Origin of the sequence: Sphaerisporangium krabiense (assembly GCF_014200435.1) — a bacterium.
GTDB classification, from domain to species: Bacteria; Actinomycetota; Actinomycetes; order Streptosporangiales; family Streptosporangiaceae; genus Sphaerisporangium; species Sphaerisporangium krabiense.
Genome location: NZ_JACHBR010000004.1, coordinates 93224 through 116012, shown reverse-complemented (window position 1 = coordinate 116012; position 22789 = coordinate 93224). Strand labels below are relative to the sequence as shown.

At 71.5% G+C, this 22789-nt stretch carries 13 protein-coding genes; 7 read left to right on the top strand and 6 right to left on the bottom strand.

All coding sequences use genetic code 11. The annotated features are described in order from the left end of the window. Window positions 1-41 precede the first annotated feature (41 nt). From BJ981_RS37345 to BJ981_RS37335, 3 genes are read left to right on the top strand one after another with little or no spacing between them, the layout of a single operon-like run. Window positions 42-920, top strand: coding sequence for a carbohydrate ABC transporter permease (locus tag BJ981_RS37345; RefSeq protein WP_184618253.1), 879 nt, complete (start codon window positions 42-44; stop codon window positions 918-920). Then, complete coding sequence (locus tag BJ981_RS37340; RefSeq protein ID WP_184618252.1) at window positions 904-1848, top strand: carbohydrate ABC transporter permease; 945 nt, start codon at window positions 904-906, stop codon at window positions 1846-1848. Before BJ981_RS37345 ends, BJ981_RS37340 begins: the two co-directional genes overlap by 17 nt. A 24-nt stretch (window positions 1849-1872) precedes the next feature. Further along, window positions 1873-2676 (top strand): SDR family NAD(P)-dependent oxidoreductase, encoded by an 804-nt coding sequence (locus BJ981_RS37335; RefSeq protein ID WP_184618251.1) that lies wholly within the window; start codon window positions 1873-1875, stop codon window positions 2674-2676. Window positions 2677-2701: 25 nt separating this feature from the next. Here the strand turns inward: BJ981_RS37335 and BJ981_RS37330 are convergent, their stop codons facing one another. The 3 genes from BJ981_RS37330 to BJ981_RS37320 form a co-directional block, all read right to left on the bottom strand. Beyond that, entirely contained in the window at window positions 2702-3331 is a 630-nt protein-coding gene (locus tag BJ981_RS37330) for an alpha-ketoglutarate-dependent dioxygenase AlkB (RefSeq protein ID WP_184618250.1), read from the bottom strand. Between the two features lie 124 nt (window positions 3332-3455). After that, window positions 3456-4199 (bottom strand): 4'-phosphopantetheinyl transferase family protein, encoded by a 744-nt coding sequence (locus tag BJ981_RS37325; RefSeq protein ID WP_184618249.1) that lies wholly within the window; start codon window positions 4197-4199, stop codon window positions 3456-3458. Window positions 4200-4939: 740 nt separating this feature from the next. Beyond that, window positions 4940-7978, bottom strand: coding sequence for an AfsR/SARP family transcriptional regulator (locus BJ981_RS37320; protein WP_184618248.1), 3039 nt, complete (start codon window positions 7976-7978; stop codon window positions 4940-4942). A 977-nt stretch (window positions 7979-8955) separates the two neighbouring features. Between BJ981_RS37320 and metK the strand changes: the two genes are divergently transcribed. Together metK and metH are read left to right on the top strand one after the other, a co-directional pair. After that, entirely contained in the window at window positions 8956-10137 is a 1182-nt protein-coding gene (gene metK, locus BJ981_RS37315) for a methionine adenosyltransferase (protein ID WP_184618247.1), read from the top strand. A 69-nt stretch (window positions 10138-10206) separates the two neighbouring features. Beyond that, a complete protein-coding gene (metH, locus tag BJ981_RS37310) occupies window positions 10207-13656 on the top strand; it encodes a methionine synthase (RefSeq protein ID WP_184618271.1) in 3450 nt (1149 codons plus the stop codon). A gap of 78 nt (window positions 13657-13734) precedes the next feature. On the opposite strand, the gene BJ981_RS37305 is transcribed toward metH, so the two are convergent. Further along, complete coding sequence (locus BJ981_RS37305; RefSeq protein WP_184618246.1) at window positions 13735-14238, bottom strand: anthrone oxygenase family protein; 504 nt, start codon at window positions 14236-14238, stop codon at window positions 13735-13737. A gap of 124 nt (window positions 14239-14362) precedes the next feature. On the opposite strand from BJ981_RS37305, the gene BJ981_RS37300 reads away from it, so the two are divergent. Next, a complete protein-coding gene (locus tag BJ981_RS37300; RefSeq protein ID WP_184618245.1) occupies window positions 14363-15307 on the top strand; it encodes an AraC family transcriptional regulator in 945 nt (314 codons plus the stop codon). Window positions 15308-16422: 1115 nt separating this feature from the next. Then, window positions 16423-20337, top strand: coding sequence for a non-ribosomal peptide synthetase (locus tag BJ981_RS37295; RefSeq protein WP_184618244.1), 3915 nt, complete (start codon window positions 16423-16425; stop codon window positions 20335-20337). 305 nt (window positions 20338-20642) lie between these two features. Here BJ981_RS37295 and BJ981_RS37290 read toward each other — a convergent pair whose 3' ends face one another. Further along, a complete protein-coding gene (locus tag BJ981_RS37290) occupies window positions 20643-21701 on the bottom strand; it encodes a protein-L-isoaspartate O-methyltransferase family protein (RefSeq protein ID WP_184618243.1) in 1059 nt (352 codons plus the stop codon). 419 nt (window positions 21702-22120) lie between these two features. Further along, entirely contained in the window at window positions 22121-22768 is a 648-nt protein-coding gene (locus BJ981_RS37285) for a 3'-5' exonuclease (RefSeq protein ID WP_184618242.1), read from the bottom strand. Window positions 22769-22789: the final 21 nt, after the last annotated feature.

The window sequence follows — 22789 nt, the reverse complement described above, 5'->3', positions numbered from 1 at the left end:
ACGCGTGAGCCCCGTGGCGGCGTGAGAACCCCGGAGGTCACATGCACAAGGCGGCACAGCGGCGCATCATCATCCCATTCCTGATGCCCGCGCTCGCGCTGCTGGGGATCTTCTTCCTCTACCCGTTGGTCAAGACCGTGGACCTGTCGTTGAACGAGTTCTCCCGCACGGGAACGATGCGGTTCGTCGGACTCGACCAGTATCGCCTGCTGGCGGGTGACCCCGACTTCTTCGGCTCGCTCAAGAACACGTTCCTGATCACCCTCATCGGCAGCGGCATGCTGTTCCCGCCCGCCATGGCGATCGCCTGGGCCCTGTCGCAGCGGATCCACGGCGAACGCTTCTTCAGGTTCGTGGTGTTCGCCCCGGTCGTCCTGTCGGTCGCCGTCGTCTCGCTGATGTGGAAGTTCCTGTACCACCCCACCCTCGGCCTGATCAATCCCGCGCTGAAGTCCATGGGACTGGGCGCGCTGGCCAAAACCTGGCTCGGCGACCCCGCCACCGCGCTGGCCGCCGTGACGTTCGTGTCGGTGTGGCACGGCATCGGCATCTGGATCGTCCTGCTGTGCGCCGGCTTCGAACGCCTGCCCACCGACGTCCTGCAGGCCGCGCGCATCGACGGGGCGGGGGAGTGGCGGGTGTTCCGGAGCATCATGCTGCCGATGATGCGCGACCTGCTGCGCATGCTCGCCATCTTGTGGGTGGTCCAGAGCCTGCAGACCTTCGCCTTCGTCTACATCCTGACCGGGGGCGGTCCCTTCGGCTCGACCGACACCGTCGGCACCCTGATGTACCGCGTCGCCTTCGACCGGGCCGACTTCGGCTATGCCGCGGCCATCGGCGTCGTGCTCGTGGCGGTCATGCTGGCGGCGGCCAAGATCCTCGACAAGGTGATGAAGCGCGATGACCTCCAGTACTGACCTGGCCGCCGAGCCCACGCCCGCCGGCCCGGCCGACGCCCCCTCCCCGCCCGTCCCCGCCCCGCCGCGCAAAGGCGCCCCGCCCCGGCCCCGCGCGCGTTTCCGCCCGCACCACCTCTTCTTCTACCTGCTGCTCGGCGCGGTGGCGCTGTCCTCGATCAGCGCCTACGCCTGGGTCTTCAACGTGTCGATGAAGACCAACGCCGAGTTCATCTCCTCGCCTCCCTGGCAGATCGCCGAAGGGTGGCGCTGGGAGAACTACTCCAACGCCTGGGACCGCGCCAACATCGGGCTGTTCTTCGGCAACAGCGTCATGATCAGCGTCGCCTCGACCGCGATCGGCGTCGTCCTGGCGGTGTTCGCCGCCTACCCCCTGGCCAGGATCGCCTTCCGGTTCAGCGGCGTGGTGCTCGGCGCCTTCCTGCTCGGGCTGATGATCCCGTGGATGGTCACCTTCGCGCCGCTCTACCTGATCATGCAGGACCTCGGTCTCCTCGACAGCCGGATCGGGGTGATCCTCGTCTACGCCACCTACAACCTGCCGTTCAACGTCTTCGTCCTGGTCGGCTTCATGAAGACCCTGCCCTACGAACTGGAGGAGGCGGCGGCGATGGACGGGGCGGGCCCGACCCGCACGTTCCTGTCGGTGATCCTTCCCCTCATGGGGCCCGGGCTGGCGTCGGTCGCCATCATCAGCTTCCTGCAGAACTGGAACGAGTTCTTCTACGCGCTGCTGCTGATCCACTCGCCGGAGAAGATGCCCCTGCCGCTCGGGCTGTTCCAACTGGGCCAGGCCGCGGACTACGGCACCAACTGGGCCACGCTGTTCGCCGGGATGATGATCACGGTCACGCCCGTCCTGCTGGGGTTCGCCCTACTCCAGAAGCACATCACCAAGGGCCTGACGGCCGGCGCGCTCAAGGGCTGAGCCGCAGGCGAGAAAGGGAGATCCATGTCATCCGGTCCTCATGACACGGCTCCGCCGCGCCGCGCGCTGATCACCGGCGCCGGCGGGGGCATCGGGGCGGCGATCGCCCGCGTCCTCCACGCCGGCGGCGCCGCGGTGATCGTCACCGACGTCGACCTGGACGCGGCGCGCGCGGTCGCGGACGCCATCGAGGGCGCCGAGGCGGTCCACCTGGACGTGCGCTCGGAGAGGTCCGTCCGGTCGGCGATCGGCGCGCTCACCTCACGCCACGGTCCGCTGGACGTGCTCGTCAACAACGCCGCCGTCTGCGGCAACATCGAATTCGAGTCGACGCCCGAGCCGGTCTGGTCGCTGGACCTGGACGTCGTCCTCGGCGGGGCGATCCGCATGTGCCAGGCGGTCCTGCCGGGCATGCGCGAGGCCGGGCGGGGAGCCGTGGTCAACGTGGCCTCGGTCAACGGCCACCGCTACTTCGGCAACGACGCCTACGGCGCGGCGAAGGCCGGGCTGATCAACCTCACCCGCGGGCTGGCCGTCCAGTACGGCCCGTACGGGGTGCGCGTCAACTCGGTGTCGCCCGGCACGATCGCCACCCCGGTCTGGGACGAGCGGCTCGCGGCCGACCCGCACGCCCTGGACAGGGCGGTCCCGTGGTACCCGATGGGACGGGTCGGCACCGTGGACGACGTGGCCGAGGCCGTCGCGTTCCTGGCGGGCGACCGGGCGTCGTGGATCAACGGGATCGACCTGCCCGTGGACGGCGGCCTCCTGGCCGGAAGCCGGGCCATGGCGGTGGACATCGGCGCGGCCGTCGTCGACGGCGGCTGATCGGCGGTGCCGCGGCGGGGCCAGGTCAGCGGACGCCGCGCGGGCGGAACTGGACGCTGACGCGGGGGCCGGTGGCGCGGGCCGACTTGGGGACGGCGTGCTCCCAGGTGCGCTGGCAGCTGCCGCCCATCACGATCAGGTCGCCGTGGCCGAGCTCGTGGCGCAGCGCCGGGCCGCCGCCGTTCGGGCGTAGCAGCAGGGCGCGCGGCGCGCCCACCGAGATGATCGCCACCATCGTGTCCTCGGTGGACCCCCTGCCGATGCGGTCGCCGTGCCAGGCCACGCTGTCGCGCCCGTCGCGGTACAGGCACAGCCCGGCGGTGCGGAACGGCTCGCCCAGCTCGCCGGCGTAGTGGGCGTTGAGCGCGTCCCTGGCCTGCTCCAGCATCGGATCGGGCAGGGGCTCGTCCTCGTCGTAGAACTTGAGCAGCCGGGGGACGTCCACCACCCGGTCGTACATGTGGCGGCGCTCGGCGTGCCACGGCACGTCGCGGACGAGCCGCTCGAACAGGGCGTCGGCGCCGGAGATCCAGCCGGGGCGCAGGTCGATCCACGCGCCGTGGTCGAGCGGGGTGCGGCGCACCGTGGACCCCAGCGGGCCGGGCCCGGCCGCCTCGCACGAGTCCAGCAGCGAGGCCTGGAACGGTGCGGTCATAAGGCCAGCATACGGCACCTATTCGCACACCCATTCGATCACGCCGCGCATGCCCGCCGCCGGCGGCGAGGGGCAGGCGGGCCACCCCGGGCCGGGCGTGGGGGCCGGCTGTGGCCGCCCCGCGTCAGCGTCGCGGGGCGGCCACGGCGTGCGCGCGGCGCGGATGGGCCGCCGGGCGCTCGACGCCGTGCCGGGGGGCGAGGGACCTGCCGGGGCTCGGGACCACGATCGCCGTCATGATGAGGCCGCCCTCGGCCGACCATCGGCCGTTGAACGCCGACAGCCGCTGGCCGCGCACCCGGGGACCGGTCACCCGCAGCCACGCGGAGAAGTTCCCGTGCAGCGGGTCGATGTTGATCATGATGTCCTCGAAGTCCAGCCATCGCTTCGTCAGCGGGAACCACGCCTTGTACACCGCCTCCTTGGCGCAGAACAGCAGGCGGTCCCAATGGATGCGGGGGTGGCGGGCGGCGAGCTTGGCGAGCGTGTCGCGCTCCTCGGGCAGCGAGATGGCCGACAGGACGCCGCCCACCAGCGGCTCGTTGGGTTCGGCGTCGATCCCGATGGTGGACACCTTGGCCGAGGCCCCGACGACGGCCGCCCGGTAGCCGGTGCAGTGCGTCATGCTGCCCACGACGCCCGGCGGCCACAGGGGCTCGCCGCGCAGGCCGGGCAGCACGGGGCTCGGCCGCATGCCGAGCTTGCGCAGCGCGTCGTGCGCGCAGACCCGAACGGTGGTGAACTCCTTGCGCCGGACGTCGTCGGCGTGGGCGATCGACATCTCCTCTTCGGGGAAGAGCATCGGATCCGGCGGGTCGGTGAACACCTCGACGGCCACCACGCTGTCAGGAAGAATAGATTTGATCATGGTACCGCGCACCCTGTGAGGAACCGCCAGGACACGTCACCGGAGCCCATGCCGCCCCGCCGGGGCGAGGGCCTCCCGCGACGGCGCGGGCCCGGGGAAACGCGTAAAGGCGAAAGGGCGTCCCCGGGGGACCTATGAATGCTCGCATGGGTAACGGTCACGTTCCCAGCGTATCGACGCCGAAGTTCCCGCGGAAATCAATACGGGGGTTTCTTGGGGTGGTGGATCACGTGCCGCCCGGGCGGCGGCGCCTTCGGGTAAGGGTTCTCGCAGGGGACGCGCGGCGCCATTTAGACGGGCCGATGCGGCGGCACGGCCGTTTCGCTTTCCCCTCCGTCGTGCCCGCGACCTGCGCGCTTTCCCCGGCCGTCGGGCCGCCGGGGCGGACCGGCATTCGGCGGTCGCGGGAAAGGGCTCTTTGCGAGATGCGTGCGCATCGTATATCAGGTATTCCTGGAACATAAGGCCTGTCGTGAAATCGGGCCCTATTCGGCGTCGCCGGCGCACGGAAAGAAGCGTCGCACGCGGCACGCGCCGCCCGGGTGATAACGCGGCGCGCGAATCGCCGGACGGGTTCCCCCGGCGTGCCGGTATCCTATCGCGCCGCCCGCCCGCCCCGCCCGCCTTGTCCGGAAAGCGTGCTTCATGTCGCGGATGCACGGACAAATCGCCTGCGCGCCACCGCCGCGACACCCATGCGCCACCACCACGACACCGCAGGAAAGCCGGGGCCGTCCAGGTCAGCCGACGAGCTCGCCCGGTTCGCCCAGGTGGTCGCCGCGGCCGAGCGCCCCGGAGGTCTCCTGCGGCCCGTCGTCCTCCCGTGCCTGCCGCTGGAGCGCGGCTCGGGCGCCGTCGAGCATGGTGAGCGCGCGTGCCTCGTACGTCGGCGTGCGGATGCACCGGAAGACGCCGAGCGCCCGCTCCAGGTGCGTCACCGCGTGCCCGGCGTCGTCGCGGGCCAGGGCCAGCTCGCCCAGCCCGAGCAGCGCGCGCCCCTCGGCCAGCCGGTCGCCGGTGGAGAGCGCGAGCCCGACCGCGTGACGCAGCGCCTCGTCCGCCCGCCCGGTCTCGCCGCGCCGCAGCCGCGCGATCCCGAGCCCGTTGAGTATGTACGCCTCGCCGACCGGGTCCCCGATGGCCCGCACCATCGCCAGCGCGGTGTCGAAGATCTCCGCGGCCAGGGCGGGCTCACCCCAGGCGAGGTAGGTGTCGCCCATCCGGTGCAGCACCTGCGACTCCACCCGGCGGCTGCCGCCCTCCCTGCTGAGGGCCAGCGCCTCCGACAGCAGGCTGCTCGCCCCCTCCGGGTCACCGGTGTCCAGGCGGAGCTGGGCGAGGTTGTGCAGCACGTACGCCGCGCCCACCTGGTCGCCGTCGGCGGTGAACATGGCGAGCGCGCGCTCGTAGTGGGCCGCGGCGTCCTCGTACCGCCCGCTCATCCGCTCCAGGAAGGCGATGTTGCGCAGCACGAGCGCGGTGCCCTGGTCGTCCCCGATGTCGGTGAACAGGCGGATCGCCTGCTCGAAGTCGCGCCGCGCCTCGGGGAACCGCTTCTCGGTGATGTGCAGGGACCCGCGCGAGTACAGCATCGCGGCCTGGCCCCGCACGTCGCCCGCGTGCCGGCAGGCGGCCAGCGCGATCTCGTGCGTCTCGCGCCAGTCGTCCAGGTAGGCGCGCGACTCGAACAGGGTCACGGCGCTGATCGCCAGGTCCCAGCACAGGTCGGTGAACCCGGCCTGCGCGGCCTGGCGGATGCCCGAGACCAGCAGCGGGCGCTCGCGCTCGTACCAGGGCAGCGGCTCGCCGACCAGCCCGGCGACCAGCCGCGCCGGCAGCGGGCGGCGCGGGGCGTCGCTGTGGATCTGGACGTAGTCACCGCCGTACTCGCGCCGGTGCGCGGCCTCGGCGAGGAACAGCAGCGCCCGCAGCACGCGCTCCAGGGCCGCCTTGCGCTCGGCCGGGGTCTCCTCGGCGGCCAGGCGCTCGCGGGCGAACACCCGGATCAGGTCGTGGAAGCGGTACAGGGCGTGGGCGCCGCCGCCCGCCGCCTCGATGAGCTGGGCGTCGGCGAGCTCGTCGAACAGGTCAGAGGTGTGCTCGAACGAGCGGTCGAGCAGCGCCGCGCCGATCCAGACCGAGAACATCCCGGTGTCGGGGATCGCCAGCCGCCGGAACAGCCGCCTGGCCTCCTCCCCGACGCTCTCGTAGGTCAGCGAGATGCTCGCCCGGATGCCCATCTCCCCGTGGTTCAGCTCGTCCAGCCGGCGCGTCTCGTCCTCCAGCCGGCTCACGAGCTGCTCGACCCGCCAGTGCGGGCGTGCCGACAGCCGGGCCCCGGCGATGCGCAGCGCCAGGGGGAGCTGCCCGCACAGCTCGGCCAGCGCCCTGGCGGCGTCGGGCTCCGAGCGCACGCGCGCCACCCCGGCGATGCGCCCGAGCAGCTCGATGGACTGGTCGGCGTCGAAGATGTCCATGTCGATGTGGATCGCTCCCGCCAGCCCGGCGAGGCGGCTGCGGCTGGTGATGATGACGGCGGAGCTGCGTGTGCCCGGCAGCAGGGGCAGCACGTGGCTCTCGCCCGCCGCGTCGTCCAGGACCACCAGGGTCCTGCGGTCGGCGAGCAGCGCCCGGTACATCTCCGCGCGCTCCTCCAGGCCGTCGGGGATGGAGTTGCCGGGCACGCCGAGCGCGCGCAGGAAGCGTTCCAGGATCTGCATCGGGCTGACCTGCCGGGAGGCGCCGCCGCCGTGCAGGTCGGCGAAGAGCTGGCCGAACGGGAACTGCTGCGCGACGGTGTGCGCCGCGTGCACGGCGACCGTCGTCTTGCCGATCCCCGCCTTGCCCGTGATGACGATGACGGGGACGGCGAACCGGCCGGCGTCCTCGAAGGCCAGGGCCAGCTCGCGCTCGATCGCGTCGACCTGTTTGGCCCGCCCGGTGAAGTCGGCGATGGCGTTCGGCAGCAGCCCCGGCACGGGGAAGGCCGGCCCCGGGGGCGGCTCGGTGGGGACGGCGGCCTCGGGCGGCGCGTCCAGACTGTCGTCCGCGGTGAGGATGGCCTGTTCCAGCCGCTGGAGCTGGTCGTTGGGCTCGATGCCGAGCTCTTCGATCATCGTCTCGCGGGCGAGGCGGTACACCCGCAGCGCCTCGGCCCTGCGCCCGGAGCGGTACAGGGCGAGCATGAGCTGGCCGCGCAGGCGCTCGCGCAGCGGGTACCGCTCCACGAGCCGGTCGAGCTCGCCGACGAGCTGCTGGTGGCGTCCGAGGTCGAGTTCGAGCTGTACGCAGTCCTCGTTGGAGAGGATGCGCTCCTCGTTCAGCCTGCTCGCCGCGGCCTGCACGGGCCTGCCGTCGATGCCCTCCATCGCCTCCCCGCGCCACAGCGCCAGGGCCTCGCGGTAGCGGGAGACGGCCTCGTCCAGGTGCCCGGCCTCGCGGGCGCGGCGGGCCAGCGAGGTCAGCGCCTCGAAGCGCCGGGCGTCCAGGGCGTCGTCCGCGACGCGGAGGATGTAGCCCCGCGACTGGGTGGAGATGACGTCGGGGTCGCCGTGCGCGGCGAACAGCCTGCGCAGGGACGAGATGCAGATCTGTACCTGGGCCCGTGACGTCGGCGGCAGGTCGTCGCCGTAGATGGCCTCGGCCAGGCGGTCCACGGTCACCACCCGGTTGGCGTCCAGCAGGAGGTTGGCCAGCGTGATCCTCTGTCGCGTCCCTCCGATGTCCAGCCGTTCCGTGCCCGCCAGCACTTCAAGTGGTCCCAGTATGCGGAACTCCACCTGCCTACTCCTCGCCAGAAAACCCTAGGACCATCCCGAAGTCTTCACGCTCTCAAGATTTTGCTGGAGCAAGTATCAGGTACGCCACCTCAGGCGGGGACAGGGCACAGGCCCACGGCGGGGACCCGCCTGTTGAGGCGCGCAGGATCCAGCGCTACTCTTCTCCTTCGTACTTCTTCCGCTTATCCCATATACTACAAGTTTGTGGTTGCAGCAACTGAGTGGGGATTTACGTCCTAGATATCCCGTCTGTGATGCTCTGTTAAACCTGGGAAAGCGCTACTTTACGTAGCGTTGTGGGTAATCGCGGGTGCATAGCGTAAGACCCGCAGGTGGTGAAGTCGCCGGAGTCCACACGATCGCGTCTCGCGTCGGCCCGGAAGCGCTCCGTGGTCTTACCAGATGCCATCCCGGGGCCTAAGGGTACGGCGTCGCCCGGTCTGTCAAGTCCCGCGCGGAAATCCGGGGCCCGGCGGCGATCGCGGCGCCCCGCCCGACCGCGCGGCGCACGGCCGCACGGAATTTGCGCTGGCCGCAAAGCACCACGGCCCTTGCGCGCATCACGTCCCCGCGCATTCGGCCGCCGTAGGCGCTAGGGGTCACGCTGGGGTTTCTGCGCCGTCGCGCACCTGCCTAGCATCGAATCGATCGAGCTTGCGTGGATTTTATCCGGATGATGAGGTGATGTGCCTGGCCGGTGTTATTCCGCGCGGCGGGTCACCACGCCCGCAAGGGCCATCGCGTGAACGCCACTCGCGCGGTGGCCTTGCTTTTAACGTCGCGAACCCGCCCGCGCGAACTCATCGCCGATGCGAGGCCGCCGTCACGCACAACCAGAAGTCGACATGGACGCGGGCCGGCCTGGAAACACCCCTTCCGCCCGGTCGTGGCGGCCTCGCACGGCGCATTCTCCAAGAAAAATCGGAAACCCTCTTGAGTATGCGCACGCTTTTCCGTCAGCAACCCGAGGAGTGAATGTGTCCCGCCGTCTTTTCACTTCCGAGTCGGTCACAGAAGGCCACCCGGACAAGATCGCCGACCAGATCAGCGACGCCGTGCTCGACGCCATGCTCAAGGGCGACGCCAAGAGCCGGGTCGCGGTCGAGACGCTGATCACCACCGGCCAGGTCCACGTCGCCGGTGAGGTCACCACCGAGACCTACGTCGACATCCCCGGTGTCATCCGGGAGAAGATCCTGGAGATCGGGTACGACGCCTCGCACAAGGGCTTCGACGGCGCCTCGTGTGGTGTGTCGGTGTCCATCGGGGCGCAGTCGCCCGACATCGCCCAGGGCGTGGACGACGCCTATGAGGTCCGTGAGGGTGAGGGTTCCGACGACCTGGACCGTCAGGGGGCCGGCGACCAGGGTCTGATGTTCGGTTACGCGTGCCGGGAGACCCCGGAGCTGATGCCGTTGCCGATCACGCTGGCGCATCGGATGGCGCGCCGGTTGTCGGAGGTGCGCAAGAACGGCACGGTGCCGTATCTGCGCCCGGACGGCAAGACGCAGGTGACGATCGAGTACGACGGCGACCGCCCGGTGCGGCTGGACACCGTCGTCGTCTCCACCCAGCACGCCCCCGGCGTGGACCTCGCCGACCTCCTCACCCCGGACATCAGGGAGCACGTGGTCGAGCCGGTGCTGGCCGAGCTGGACATCGACGTGGCGGGGTACCGGTTGCTGGTGAACCCGACGGGGCGGTTCGAGATCGGTGGTCCGATGGGGGACGCGGGTCTGACGGGCCGGAAGATCATTGTGGACACCTATGGCGGGATGGCCCGTCATGGGGGTGGGGCGTTCTCGGGTAAGGATCCGTCGAAGGTGGACCGTTCGGCGGCGTACGCGATGCGGTGGGTGGCCAAGAACGTGGTGGCGGCGGGTCTGGCGGATCGGGTGGAGGTCCAGGTGGCCTACGCGATCGGCAAGGCGCAGCCGGTGGGGGTGTTCGTGGAGACGTTCGGCACCGAGAAGGTGGAGGTGTCGCGGATCCAGGAGGCGATCTCGCGGGTGTTCGACCTGCGTCCGGCGGCGATCATCCGTGATCTGGACCTGCTGCGGCCGATCTACTCCCAGACCGCCGCCTACGGCCACTTCGGCCGCGACGACTTCCCCTGGGAGTCCACCGACCGCGCCGACGCGCTCCGCCGGGCCGTCTAGACTTCCGCCCCGTCCGCCCCTCTCCGCCGCCCGTCCAGGGAGTAGACCGTGAGCACCTTCCGCGAGCACATGACCCAGCGCGTCCTGGTGGCCGATGGTGCGATGGGCACCATGTTGCAGGCCTATGACCCCTCGCTGGATGACTTCGATGGTCATGAGGGGTGTAACGAGGTGTTGAACGTCACGCGTCCGGACATCGTGCGCGGGGTGCATGAGGCCTACTTCGCGGTGGGTGTGGATTGCGTGGAGACCAATACCTTCGGGGCGAATCTGGCGGCGCTGGGGGAGTACGGCATCGCCGATCGGGTGTTCGAGCTGTCGCGGGCCGGTGCGGCGCTGGCGCGGGAGGCGGCGGATGGGTTCGCTTCGGTGGAGCGGCCGCGGTTCGTGCTCGGGTCGATGGGGCCGGGGACCAAGTTGCCGACGCTGGGGCATGTGGCGTTCGAGGCGTTGCGGGATGCTTATGAGGCGAACGCGGCGGGGTTGATCGCGGGTGGGGCTGATGCGTTGATCGTGGAGACGTGTCAGGATTTGTTGCAGGTCAAGGCGGCGGTGGTGGGGGCGCGGCGGGCGATCGAGGCGGCGGGGCGTGATGTGCCGGTGATCGCGCAGGTGACGATCGAGACCAACGGGGCGATGCTGCTGGGGTCGGAGATCGGGGCGGCGCTTTCGGCGATCGAGCCGCTGGGTGTGGATGTGCTGGGGTTGAACTGCGCGACCGGTCCGGCCGAGATGAGCGAGCATCTGCGGTATCTGGCCCGGCACGCCCGGCTGCCGCTCTCCTGCATGCCCAATGCGGGGTTGCCCGAGCTGACCGCCGATGGGGCGCGGTATCCGCTGTCGCCGGAGGAGCTGGCGGCGGCGCATGTGCAGTTCACCGCCGAGTACGGTCTGGGCCTGGTCGGCGGCTGCTGCGGCACCACGCCCGAACACCTGGCACGCGTCGTCGAAGCGGTCGCGGGCCGGCAGCCGGTGGAACGTCAGCCCCGCATCGAACCGGGCGCGGCGTCGTTGTACCAGCATGTGCCGTTCCGGCAGGACACCTCGTATCTGGCGATCGGGGAGCGCACCAACGCCAACGGCTCCAAGGCGTTCCGCGAGGCGATGCTCGCCGAGAACTGGGAGGAATGCGTCGACATAGCGCGCGGCCAGGTGCGTGACGGCGCGCACATGCTGGATCTGTGTGTGGATTATGTCGGCCGGGATGGTGTGGCCGATATGCGGGAGCTGGCGTTCCGGTTCGCCACGGCCTCGACGTTGCCGATCGTTCTGGACTCCACCGAGCCGGCGGTGTTGCGGGCCGGGCTGGAGATGCTGGGCGGGCGGGCGATCATCAACTCGGTGAACTACGAGGACGGCGACGGCCCCGATTCCCGGTTCACCAAGATCATGGGCCTGGTCAAGGAGCACGGCGCGGCCGTGGTCGCGCTGACCATCGATGAGGAGGGTCAGGCGCGCACCGCCGACTGGAAGGTGCGGGTGGCCTCCCGCCTGATCGAGGACCTGACGGGCAATTGGGGAATGCGGGTCGAGGACATCATCATCGACTGCCTGACCTTCCCGATCGCCACCGGCCAGGAGGAGACCCGCCGCGACGGCATCGAAACCATAGACGCGATCCGGGAGATCAAGCGCCGCTATCCGCAGGTGCAAACGACGTTGGGGCTGTCGAACATCTCGTTCGGATTGAATCCGGCGGCGCGGATCGTCTTGAACTCGGTGTTCTTGAACGAGTGCGTGAACGCGGGGCTGGATTCGGCGATCGTGCACGCCTCCAAGATCGTGCCGATGGCGCGCATTCCCGACGAGCAGCGCCAGGTCGCACTCGACATGGTCTATGACCGGCGGCGTGAGGATTACGACCCGCTGGCGGTGTTCATGCAGTTGTTCGAGGGAGTCGACGCCGCGGCGATGCGCGCCGACCGGGCGGCCGAACTCGCCGCGATGCCGTTGTTCGAACGTTTGCAGGCCCGCATCGTCGAGGGCGAGCGCAAGGGCCTGGAAGCCGACCTGGACACGGCTCTGGCGGAGCGTCCGGCGTTGGAGATCATCAACGAGGTGTTGCTGGAGGGCATGAAGACGGTCGGGGAGCTGTTCGGCTCGGGCCAGATGCAGTTGCCGTTCGTGTTGCAGTCGGCCGAGGTGATGAAGGCCGCGGTGGCGTATCTGGAGCCGCACATGGACCGGGTGGAGGGCCAGTCCAAGGGCCGGATCGTCTTGGCCACCGTCAAGGGCGACGTGCACGACATCGGCAAGAACCTGGTGGACATCATCTTGTCCAACAACGGCTATGAGGTCATCAACCTGGGCATCAAACAGCCGGTGTCGGCCATCTTGGAGGCCGCGGTGGAAAAGGACGCCGATGTGATCGGCATGTCCGGGCTGCTGGTCAAATCCACCGTCATCATGAAGGAGAACCTGCAGGAGATGAACTCCCGCGGCATCTCCACCCGCTTCCCGGTCCTGCTGGGCGGCGCCGCGCTGACCCGGGCGTTCGTGGAACAGGACCTGGCCGACACCTTCCAAGGCCAGGTCCGTTACGCCCGGGACGCCTTTGAGGGGCTGCGGCTGATGGACGCCTTCATGGCCGTCAAACGCGGCACCCCCGGCGCCGCGCTGCCGCCGCTGCGTGAACGCCGCGTCAAGACCGGCGCCACCCTGGTCCGCACCCCCGAGCAGGAGCTGCCCGCCCGCTCTGATGTCGCGGCCGACAATCCGGTGCCTGCCGCGCCGTTCTTGGGGGACCGGGTGGTCAAGGGCATCCCGCTGGCCGACTACGCCGCGTTCTTGGACGAGCGGGCCACCTTCATGGGGCAGTGGGGCCTCAAACCCGCCCGCGGCGGCAGCGGCCAGGGCGGTTCGGGGTCCTCCTATGAGGAGCTGGTGGAGACCGAGGGCCGGCCGCGGTTGCGGATGTGGCTGGAGCGGCTGCAGACCGAGAACCTGTTGCAGGCCGCGGTGGTCTACGGCTACTTCCCGTGCGTGTCGGCCGGCGATGACCTGATCATTCTGGATGAGGCGGGGCGGGAGCGGACCCGGTTCTCCTTCCCGCGCCAGCGCCGGGACCGGCATCTGTGCCTGTCGGACTTCTTCCGCCCGGCCGGGTCGGGACAGGTGGACGTGGTGGGGTTCCAGGTGGTCACCATGGGCGAGCGGATCTCTCAGGCGACCGCGGAGTTGTTCGCCAAGGACGCCTACCGGGACTATCTGGAGTTGCACGGGTTGTCGGTGCAGCTGACCGAGGCGCTGGCCGAGTACTGGCACGCCCGGGTGCGGGCGGAGCTGGGCATCGGCGGGGGCGAGGCGCTGGAGGACATGCTGAAGGTCAACTTCGCCGGTTGCCGGTACTCCTTCGGCTACCCGGCCTGCCCGAACCTTGAGGACCAGCGGCAGCTGTTCGAGCTGCTGGACCCGCAGCGGATCGGGGTGTCACTGTCGGAGGAGTTCCAGCTGCACCCCGAGCAGGCGACCTCGGCGATGATCGTTCACCACCCCGAAGCCAAGTACTTCAACGTCTGAGCCGGCCGGTCGCAGGCCCCCGCTCCGCGACCGGCCGTCCAAGGGCACGACGCCCGCGCCGAGGCGGCCGGAGGTCCCTTACGAGGCCCCGGCCGTCCCGTGCATGAGCAGCGCCCAGGCCAGGAGGCCGAGCGCGGCGGTGGAGGCCAGCGCGCGCACGACGTTCCAGCGCACCCACCGGGCCTCGAACCGGGCACGGACCGCGGCGGGATCGGCGATCCCGTCCGGTTCCCCGGCGGCGTCCAGCTCGTTGTTGAGCGGGATGTTGACACCGAACGTGACGGCCAGCATCACGCCGTACGCGAGGAGCGCCGCCACGATCCACGGCAGCGCGCCACGGTGCTCGCCGTCCAGGTGCAGTGCCAGGGCCGCCGCGGTCAGCAGCGGCGCCCCGGCGAATCCCGCCGCGAACCAGCCGTTCAGGATGGCGACGTTGATCCGCTGCATCACCAGGATGAACGTCCGGTCGTCGGTCCGTCTCAGCGCGGGCATGACCGAGCAGGCGTAGGCGTAGAAGAGCCCCGCCACCAGCCCCGTGGTGACCGTCGCCGCGATCAGCGCCGCCTGCCGGAACGCTTCCACCGTCCGCCTCCTCACCGCCGGCGCGCCCGTCGCGTCGCCGTGCGTTGCCAGTGAAGCGGGTGGGCGGGGAGACGGTCCATGGCCGAGAAGCGCGCCCGCATGTCCGAGCGTCTACGGTGAGGCCATGGACGCGCTCGCGAGGCTGCTGGACGGGCCGAGGGCCAGGGGAGCCTTCTTCCTGCGCTCGATCTTCACCCCGCCGTGGTCGCTCCGCGTCCAGGACGGCGCGCCGCTGACCCTGGTGGCCATGGTGCGCGGCGAGGCGTGGCTGGTGCCGGAGCGGGACGATCCGGTCCTGCTGCGGCCGGGGGACACCGCCGTGGTCCGCGGCCCGGAGCCGTACACGATGGCGGATGCCCCGGGCACCCCGCCGAAGATCGTCATCCATCCGGGCCAGCGCTGCGCGACCCCGGACGGACAGCCGCTGGACGGCGTTCTCGACCTCGGCGTCCGCACCTGGGGCGACGACCCCGACGGGCCGGTCATGATGCTCACCTGCACCTACCAGATGCGCGGCGAGATCAGCGGGCGCCTGCTGGCGGCGCTGCCCATGCTGGTGATCCTGGCGGGCGACGCCTGGGACAGCCCTCTCGTCCCGCTGCTGGCCGGCGAGATCGTCAAGGACGAGCCGGGCCAGGAGGCCGTGCTGGACCGCCTGCTCGACCTGCTGCTCATCGCCCTGCTGCGCGCCTGGTTCGCCCGCGCGGACGGCGGCGCGCCCGCCTGGTACCGGGCGTACGGCGACCCGGTGGTCGGCACGGCGTTGCGCTTCATCCACAACGCCCCCGGGCATCCGTGGACCGTCGCCGAGCTCGCGGCCCGCTCCGGGGTCTCGCGGGCGGCCCTCGCCCGGCGGTTCACCGAGCTCGTCGGCGAGCCGCCCATGGCGTACCTGACGGGCTGGCGGCTCGACCTCGCCGCCGACCTGCTGCGCGAGACGGACGCGACCGTCGAGGCCGTGGCCCGGCAGGTCGGGTACGGCAGCGCGTTCGCCCTCAGCACGGCCTTCAAACGCGTGCGCGGCGTGAGCCCCCGTGACCACAGGGCCGCGGCGCCGCCCGGCGCGTGAAAGCATTCACGAGCCCGTGAATCGCGCCATCCGATATCGAGCGTCCCGGAATGCGAGACAGCGGCCGATCCGGCCGGAAGCATTACCGAATATCACTCGGAAAGGTCGAGGCGACGTTTTAGCGGCACCATGGCCGCCGGTGCTCTCCGCGCGTCCGCGCGACGCCGTAACGTACTATCGCGAATGCGACAACAGGACTGGTCGCCGCGTCCCGGGACCGGCGCGCGGACCCGGGGAAACGTGTTCGGCCACGCCGGGTTACGGACCCGTGTCACTCTAGGCAAACCGTTTGCGGGCGTCCATAACGGGAGCGGTCCAATGGCGGCGCTAAAGCCCGGCGTCCGCGGCGGGCGTGCGGACTGAGCTGCTCATTCGCATAATCGCAGTTGGATAGTGAGAATGTGATGGCGGAAACTCGACGAAGACGGTTCCGATATGGCGGGGGCCCTTGCGTCGAGTGCTTTGACGGCCCTATGGTTGCCAGCAGACCGAATCGAATCGGTAACCGGGGAACAGAGGTTTCGTGGCCGAGATCGTGACCGTGTGCCATCTCGGGGGTGGCGACATCAATTGGACGCACAGATGGTGGCGCACCCCCTTCGAGAACGCTCCGGCCGGCGCCTGTCCCGTGCCGGTGAACCACGAGATTTCTCGCCTTCCCGGCGCGCCGTGCGAGACGGTGGGGCCGTGAAGACCGTACGTTCCGGCGTGCGACGCGCCGAAAATGCCGCCAGGTGTTGGATCGTTACACGACCGGCCGATCCGACCACCGTGACGGAAGTCTGACCTCTCACGCCGACCGTCCCGGCCGCCGGTCCCTCGGCCGGGACGGTCCTCAAGGCCCCGCCGGGCGCAGCGACGCGTCCGGGCCACGTACTCGCACATGAGCGGGACGTGTCTCACGGGCCGGGGACGGGCGTGGCACCGCGACCCACGCCGCGTCGCGGGCACGGGCGGGAGTGTCGCCTGCGCCCGTCGCGTCCTGCGCGACCTCCGCCCCGGGACCCCGCCCGCCGTCCGCCCGTGCCCGGACACCCGCACGACGGCGGCGCCGTCCTCGCGTCACAGGAAGGCGCCGCCACCGCCCCCCCACCCGTCCGAACGAAGGGAATCCCGTGTTCTCGTCGCTCTTCCCCGGCCACGTGCCCCGCACCCCCGAGCAGGAGATCCTCTGCGGTCTTTTCGCCGAGGTCCTGGACGTGCCGCGGGTGGGAGTCGACGACGACTTCTTCGCGCTGGGCGGCGACTCGCGGCTGGCGGTCCGGCTGATCGGCCGGGTCCGGGCCGTGTTCGGCGCGCGTGCCCGCGCCCGCGTCCTGTTCCGCGGCCCCAGCGTGGCGGGCGTGGCCCGGGCGCTGGCCGCCGAGGGGCCCGGCGTCCGCGGGCCCGTGCCGGTCGTCCTGCCCCGCCCGGCGCGCGTGCCGTTGTCGTCCGGCCAGCGGCGGCTGTGCTTCCTGGCCCAGGCGGAGGGGCCGAGCCCGCGGCACACCATGCCCGTGGCGCTGTGCCTACGCGGCGAGGTCGACGCGGCGGCGCTGGAGGCGGCGCTCGGCGACGTGGTGGCCAGGCACGAGCCGCTGCGCACGGTGTACCCCCAGCTCGACGGCCTCCCGTACCAGAAGGTGCTCGACACGGCGCGGCCCCGCCTCCGCCGGATCGCCGTACGGGCCGGCGAACTGGAGGGGACGCTCGCCGAGGCGTCCCGGGAGCTCATCGACATCGCCGCCGGCCCGCCGCTGCGGGCGTGGCTGTTCACCGTCGAGGACGCCCCGGAGCCCGAGCACGTGCTGCTGGTGCTGCTGCACCGCTTCGCCGCCGACGACTGGTCGGTGCGCCCGCTGCTGCGCGACCTCGCGCTGGCCTACCGGGCGCGCGGGAACGGCGCGGCCCCGGAGTTCGCGCCCCTGCCCGCCACCTACGCCGACTACAGCCTGTGGCAGCACGAGACGCTCGACGACGAGGACACCCCCGAGGTGGCGGCGCGGCTGGCGTTCTGGCGGCGCGCCCTGGACGGCCTCCCGGCGCGCCCCGTCCTCCCGGCCGACCGGCCCCGCCCCGCCGTCCCCTCCCACCGGGGCGCCGCCGTCACGTTCACCGTGGGGGAGGAGCTGCACCGCCGGATGGTCGCGCTGTCCCGAGGGTCGGCGGCCACCGTGTCCATGGTCCTGCAGGCGGCGCTCGCCACCGTGCTGACCCGGTGCGGCGCGGGTGAGGACATCCCGATCGGCACGCCGGTCCCCGGACGCTCGGACGGCCACCTGGACGACCTGGTCGGCTCCTTCCTCAACCCGATCGTCGTGCGCGCCGACACCTCGGGCGACCCGGCCTTCCGCGCGCTGCTGGACCGGGTGCGCGCGGCGGGGCTCGCCGCCCACGCCCACCAGGACGTCCCCTTCGACCGGGTGGTCCGCGAGCTGGCCCCCGAGAGGTCCCTCGCCTGGAACCCGCTGTTCCAGGTGGCGCTGACCTTCACCCCGCACGGCGGCGACCCGCCCTTCCCCGGCGCGGCCTTCCAGGACGTGCCCCGGCTCGTCGCGCCGTTCGAGCTCGGCCTCCACCTGTGGGAGACCGGCGGCGGCGAGCCGCGCGGCCTGGCCGGGGTCGCCGAGTACGCCACCGACCTGTTCGACCGCGAGACCGTGGCCCGGCTGGTCGCGTGCCTGCTGCTGGTGCTGGAGCAGGTCACCGCGCGCCCGGGGCTGCGGATCGGCGAGGTGGAGCTGCTCACGCCCGCCGAACGCCGCCGCGTGCTGGCCGACGGCAACGCCGGCCGGCGGGACACCGGAGACCACCCGGACCCGTGGGCGGCGACCGTGCCGGAGGTTTTCGCCGAGCAGGCGCGGCGCGCCCCCGGCGCCGTGGCCCTGGAGTACGGGGACGAGACCATGACCTACGCCGAGCTCGACGCGCGGGCGGCCAGGCTGGCGCGCCGGCTCGCCGAGCTGGAGGTGGGGCCGGAGGTCACCGTCGCGGTCCTGATGGAACGCTCGCCCGAACTGGTCGTGTCCCTGCTGGCCGTGCTGAAGGCCGGCGGCGCCTACGTGCCGCTGGACCGCCGCGACCCGCCGTCCCGGCTGAGCGCGATCGTCGCCGAGACCGGGGCCAAGGTGCTGCTGCTGGACGAGGCGTCGCGCACGGTGCGGTTCGACCACCCGGCGTGGGTGATCGTCGTCGGCGCCGAGCCCGCGCCGCCCCGCGTGCGCGACCAGGCGCCGCCTCCCGCGATCCCGCCCGGCGGCCTCGCCTACGTCACCTACACCCCCGGGACGGACGCGGGGCCGAAGGGCGTGGCGGTCACCCACGCCGGCGTGACGGCCCTGGCCCGGGACCCCGCCTTCGCGGACCCGGCGTACGAACGGGTGCTCGTGCACGCGGCGCAGGCGTTCGACGCCTCGGCGTACGAGATATGGATCCCGCTGCTGAACGGCGGCCGGTGCGTGATCGCGCCGTCCGGGGAGCCGGAGTCCGTCGCGGCGGCCCGCACGCTCACCGGGCGCGGGGCCGGGGCGGCGTTCATGACGACGTCCCTATTCACGCGGCTGGCCACCGACGCCCCCGCGGCGCTCGGCGTCCTGCGCGAGGTGTGGGTGTGCGGCGACGCCCTGCCCGCGCCCCTCGTGCGCCGCCTACGCGACCGGTATCCGGGCCTGCGCGTGGTCAACGCCTACGGGTCGCCCGAGACGACGTCCTTCGCCACGCGCCACCCCCTGCCGGACGACGGCCCGGTGCCCGGCCTGGTGCCGATCGGCCGTCCCCTGGCGGCCGCGCGGGCCTACGTGCTGGACGCCTCCCTCAGGCTCGTCCCGCCGGGCGTGGTCGGCGAGCTGTACATCGCGGGGCCGGGGGTGGCGCGCGGGTACTCCGCCCGCCCGGCGTCCGGCGCCGAACGCTTCCTCGCCGACCCCTACGGCGCGCCGGGGGAGCGCATGGTCAGGACGGGCGAGCGGGCCCGGTGGAACGCCCAGGGGGAGCTGGAGCTCGCCGGCCGCATCGACGCCCAGGTGAAGATCGACGGATTGCGCGTCGAACCGCGCGAGGTGCAGGCGGCGGTGGAGGCGGCCCCGTCGGTGGGCCGGGCCGCGGTCGTCGTCCGAGAGGACAGACCAGGCGAGAAGCGCCTGATCGCGTACGTGCAGCCCCCCGAACTCGGCGCCCTCGGCACGAGCGCCACGCAGGAACCGCCCCCCGCGACCCGCCTGAACGGCCGCCCCCCCGGCGCCCACCGCGCCAACGACCGCACTGGGCAGGCCCCCGACGACCACGACCGCTACGAGTCCGGCGACCGCGAGGGGCACGGCTCCGGGTCCGACGGCCGTGACCGGTACGAATCCGGCGACCGCGACAGGCACGGGCCCAAGGGGCGTGACCGGTACGAATCCGGGAACCGCGACAGGCACGGGCCCGACGGCCGTGACCGGTACGAATCCGGGAACCGCGACGGGTACCAGCCCGACGGCCGTGACCGTTACGAATCCGGCGACCGCGACAGGTACGGGTCCAACGGCCGTGAGCGGTACGAATCCAACGGCCATGGCCCGCACGGGTCCAACGGCCGGGGTAACGGCGCGGGCGCGCCCCACCGCGTCACCGCGCCGTACACCGTGCGCGGGGTGCGGGTGCTCAACGGCGGGTCGGGCGTGGACGTCGAGGCGGTGCGCGCGCACGTCGGCGCGCTCCTGCCCGCGTACATGATCCCGACCCACTTCGTGGTGGTGGACACGCTGCCCGTGGCCGCGAACGGCCGGGTGGACCGCGCCGCGCTCCCCGTCCCCGGCCCCGCGCCCACGGGCGCGCCGCGCACCTCGCGCGAGGAGGTCGTGTGCGAGCTGTTCGCCGAGGTCCTGGACGTCCCGCGCGTCGCCCCCGCCGACGACTTCTTCGCCCTCGGCGGCGACTCGATGCTCGCCATGCGCCTGGTCGCCCGAGCGGGCGCCGTCCTAGGGCCCGGCGTCACGATCCGCGCACTGTTCCGGTCCCGCACCCCGGCCCGGCTCATCGCCGCGCTGGACGAGGACGGGGAGCGCGGCTGACCTCTGAGGTAGAACGTGGCCGAACGCTACGGTGCGGCCCGGTTGAACACTGCAGCCGGGCCGAACGCTCCGGTGCGGTCGGGCTGAATGTTGCAGCCGGGTCGAACGCTGCAGCCCGGGCCGGTTTGCCCTGGGGGTCGAACCAGGTCGATCAGTGGGTCAGGTTCGGCGCCCGGGTATCGCAGGTGCGCGGCGACGGTCGAGTGGTCCAGGCCCGTCATCAGGCGCATAGCCGGGGGAACAGCAGCGGCTTCGTGCCATTGGGTGAGGAGCCGCCGTGTCAAAAACGCAGCCTGGTGTATGCCTCAGTCGTTCTCTTCGCCCTGGGGAGCGACGCGGACGATCCAGCCGTCGTGGGCCGGGTGCAGGACGGGGCGCATCTGGTCAAGTCCTGGTTCGCCTCCTTCACGCCACTGACGTGCCCAGGTGTTCAGCAAGTCGGTGGCGCTGTCGTCGCCCGCGGCGATGTGGTGATCCGCCTGGCTCGGGGTGATGAGGGCGACGCCGGTGGGGGTCGAGGCGCCGATACGCCACAGCGGCTCACCCAGCGCGGCCGTGGTCAGCCCGTCGGGTCGGCCGGCCAGCAGGTAGGCCCAGAAGTCCGCGGCGCGCTCGTGGTTGGTCAGGGGGCCTTCGCCGTGCCGTTGGTGGGTGATGAGGCGGTTGAGCAGGTCGTCTCCTGTGCCGTCCGCGCTGGAGCGTAGCCATGGCGCGGACAGCCACCAGGGCTGATCTTCGTCGTCGCGGGTCAGGGCGTCCACGCCGCGTGGCGGGACGATCCACTGGTCCAGCACGTCCGGGACGGCTTCGACGAACCCGGCGTGCAGGAGCCGGTCGGCGGTGAGCGCCTGGTCGTGGTCGCCGCGCCGGCCCCTGATGACGAGGAAGGTCTTGGCCGCGTCAGTCACCTCCACGGGGGTGACGATGAGCGCGCCGGGAGCGGCGTGCCGGGTCCAGGCCGTCGGGATGTGCTGCATGGTGGCCCAGGCGATGATGCGATCGGCGTGCGGTCCGGGAGCCTCGGCGGCACCGTCGCCGGCGATCAGCGTGACGTTGGCGCACTCGTCGGCGTCCAGCCGTTGCCTGGCTCGGCGTGTCAGCTCCGGGTCGATGTCAATGGAGGTGACGGTGCCGGTGGAACCGACGAGGTGGGACAGCAGGGCGGTGGAGTAGCCCGACCCGGTGCCGATCTCCCGGACGTGCTGGCCCGGCTGGACCTGCAGCAGGTCCAGCATGGTGGCGACGATCTCCGGGGCGGAGGTCTGCGGCAGGGTGCTGCCGTCGGCCTGCTGCGTGTAGTGCGCGTTGGTGACGCGGTTGAGCGCGTCCTGAACGGGCGGGCTGGGGGTGGTGGCGCTGGCCACGATGCGGCTCCCTTACCGGATGTCAGATTCGATGCACAACGTGGTACGGCCTATCAGGGTGATCCGACTCGTCAGCAGCACCCGCGGGCGCCGCCCTCGAGCTGCCGCCGTCAGCATCCCGGCGAGGGCGTCCTCCAGGCAGGCAGCCCGCCCCGGCATCCAGTGTCCCGCCCAGTGGGCCGCCACAGCGGCGATGTCCGCTTCGGCCAGAGTGGCGTCACCCCGACAGCACCGGCCCGTCAGTTGCCGTAGTAGCCCCCCGGCGCGTCAATGCGGTTGACGGCGAGCACGGTGCACACTTCCAGTAACCGGGTGCGGCACTTTGGCGATAGCAGGTAGCTAGAGCAGAGCAGGTCAACACGGTCCCTGGTCGGACGCGCATTGAACCATGGCCAATGTTCTACGTTGCCGCAACGCTTTCACAGCAGGCAGATCTGCTCTGGGGTGTCGTGGTTGGTCTCGATGCCGAGTGGCACGGCCGCGGCCGCCAGAAGGTCTGTGACGGTGAATGGGCGTTTGCTGGTCAGTTGGTGGATGAGGTCGGGCAGCAGGAGCGCGGCACCGGCGGCGTCCCACAGTGCGCGGTGTGCTTGCCCGCCGGGGACCAGCGAGCTCACCTGGTCGTGCAGATCGTAGGTGTGCAGGAGCGCGGTCAGGCTGTGGCCGCTGCGGCCTGGGTGGACTGCTCGGGCGAGTTTCAGGGTGTCGATCAGCCCGGCCGGGCGCAGGGTGGTGCAGTGCCGGGACAGTAGCCGCCAGTCCACTTGCACGTTGTGGCCGAGGATGTAGACGCCGTCCAGGCGGGCCGTCAGCTCTGGTGCGATGGCGTGGAACGCGGGGGCCTCTGCCAGGGTGTCGTTGGTGAGGCCGGGGGAGATCCACGGGCGGCGTGGGATGCGCCGCCCGGGGTTGACCAGGGAGTGGTAGGCGTGGGCGAGGTCGGGGCGGCCGTCAGGCATGGGGACCAGGCCGATCTCCAAGATGGCCTCGGCGTCGCGGTCTTGGCTGCCGGTGCCTTCCAGGTCGAGCGCGACCAGCGGCGCGGTGGTCCACTCAAGGTGCCGCATGACGTGCCTCCCGTGCGCTGG

Excerpts from the sequence above, each read along its gene's own strand:
- BJ981_RS37340 (WP_184618252.1), top strand. The coding sequence starts at position 904 with ATGACCTCCAGTACTGACCTGGCCGCCGAGCCCACGCCCGCCGGCCCG.
- BJ981_RS37285 (WP_184618242.1), bottom strand. The coding sequence starts at position 22,768 with ATGCGGCACCTTGAGTGGACCACCGCGCCGCTGGTCGCGCTCGACCTG.
- BJ981_RS37325 (WP_184618249.1), bottom strand. The coding sequence starts at position 4,199 with ATGATCAAATCTATTCTTCCTGACAGCGTGGTGGCCGTCGAGGTGTTC.
- BJ981_RS37345 (WP_184618253.1), top strand. The coding sequence starts at position 42 with ATGCACAAGGCGGCACAGCGGCGCATCATCATCCCATTCCTGATGCCC.
- BJ981_RS37330 (WP_184618250.1), bottom strand. The coding sequence starts at position 3,331 with ATGACCGCACCGTTCCAGGCCTCGCTGCTGGACTCGTGCGAGGCGGCC.
- metH (WP_184618271.1), top strand. The coding sequence starts at position 10,207 with ATGACCCAGCGCGTCCTGGTGGCCGATGGTGCGATGGGCACCATGTTG.
- BJ981_RS37335 (WP_184618251.1), top strand. The coding sequence starts at position 1,873 with ATGTCATCCGGTCCTCATGACACGGCTCCGCCGCGCCGCGCGCTGATC.
- BJ981_RS37300 (WP_184618245.1), top strand. The coding sequence starts at position 14,363 with ATGGACGCGCTCGCGAGGCTGCTGGACGGGCCGAGGGCCAGGGGAGCC.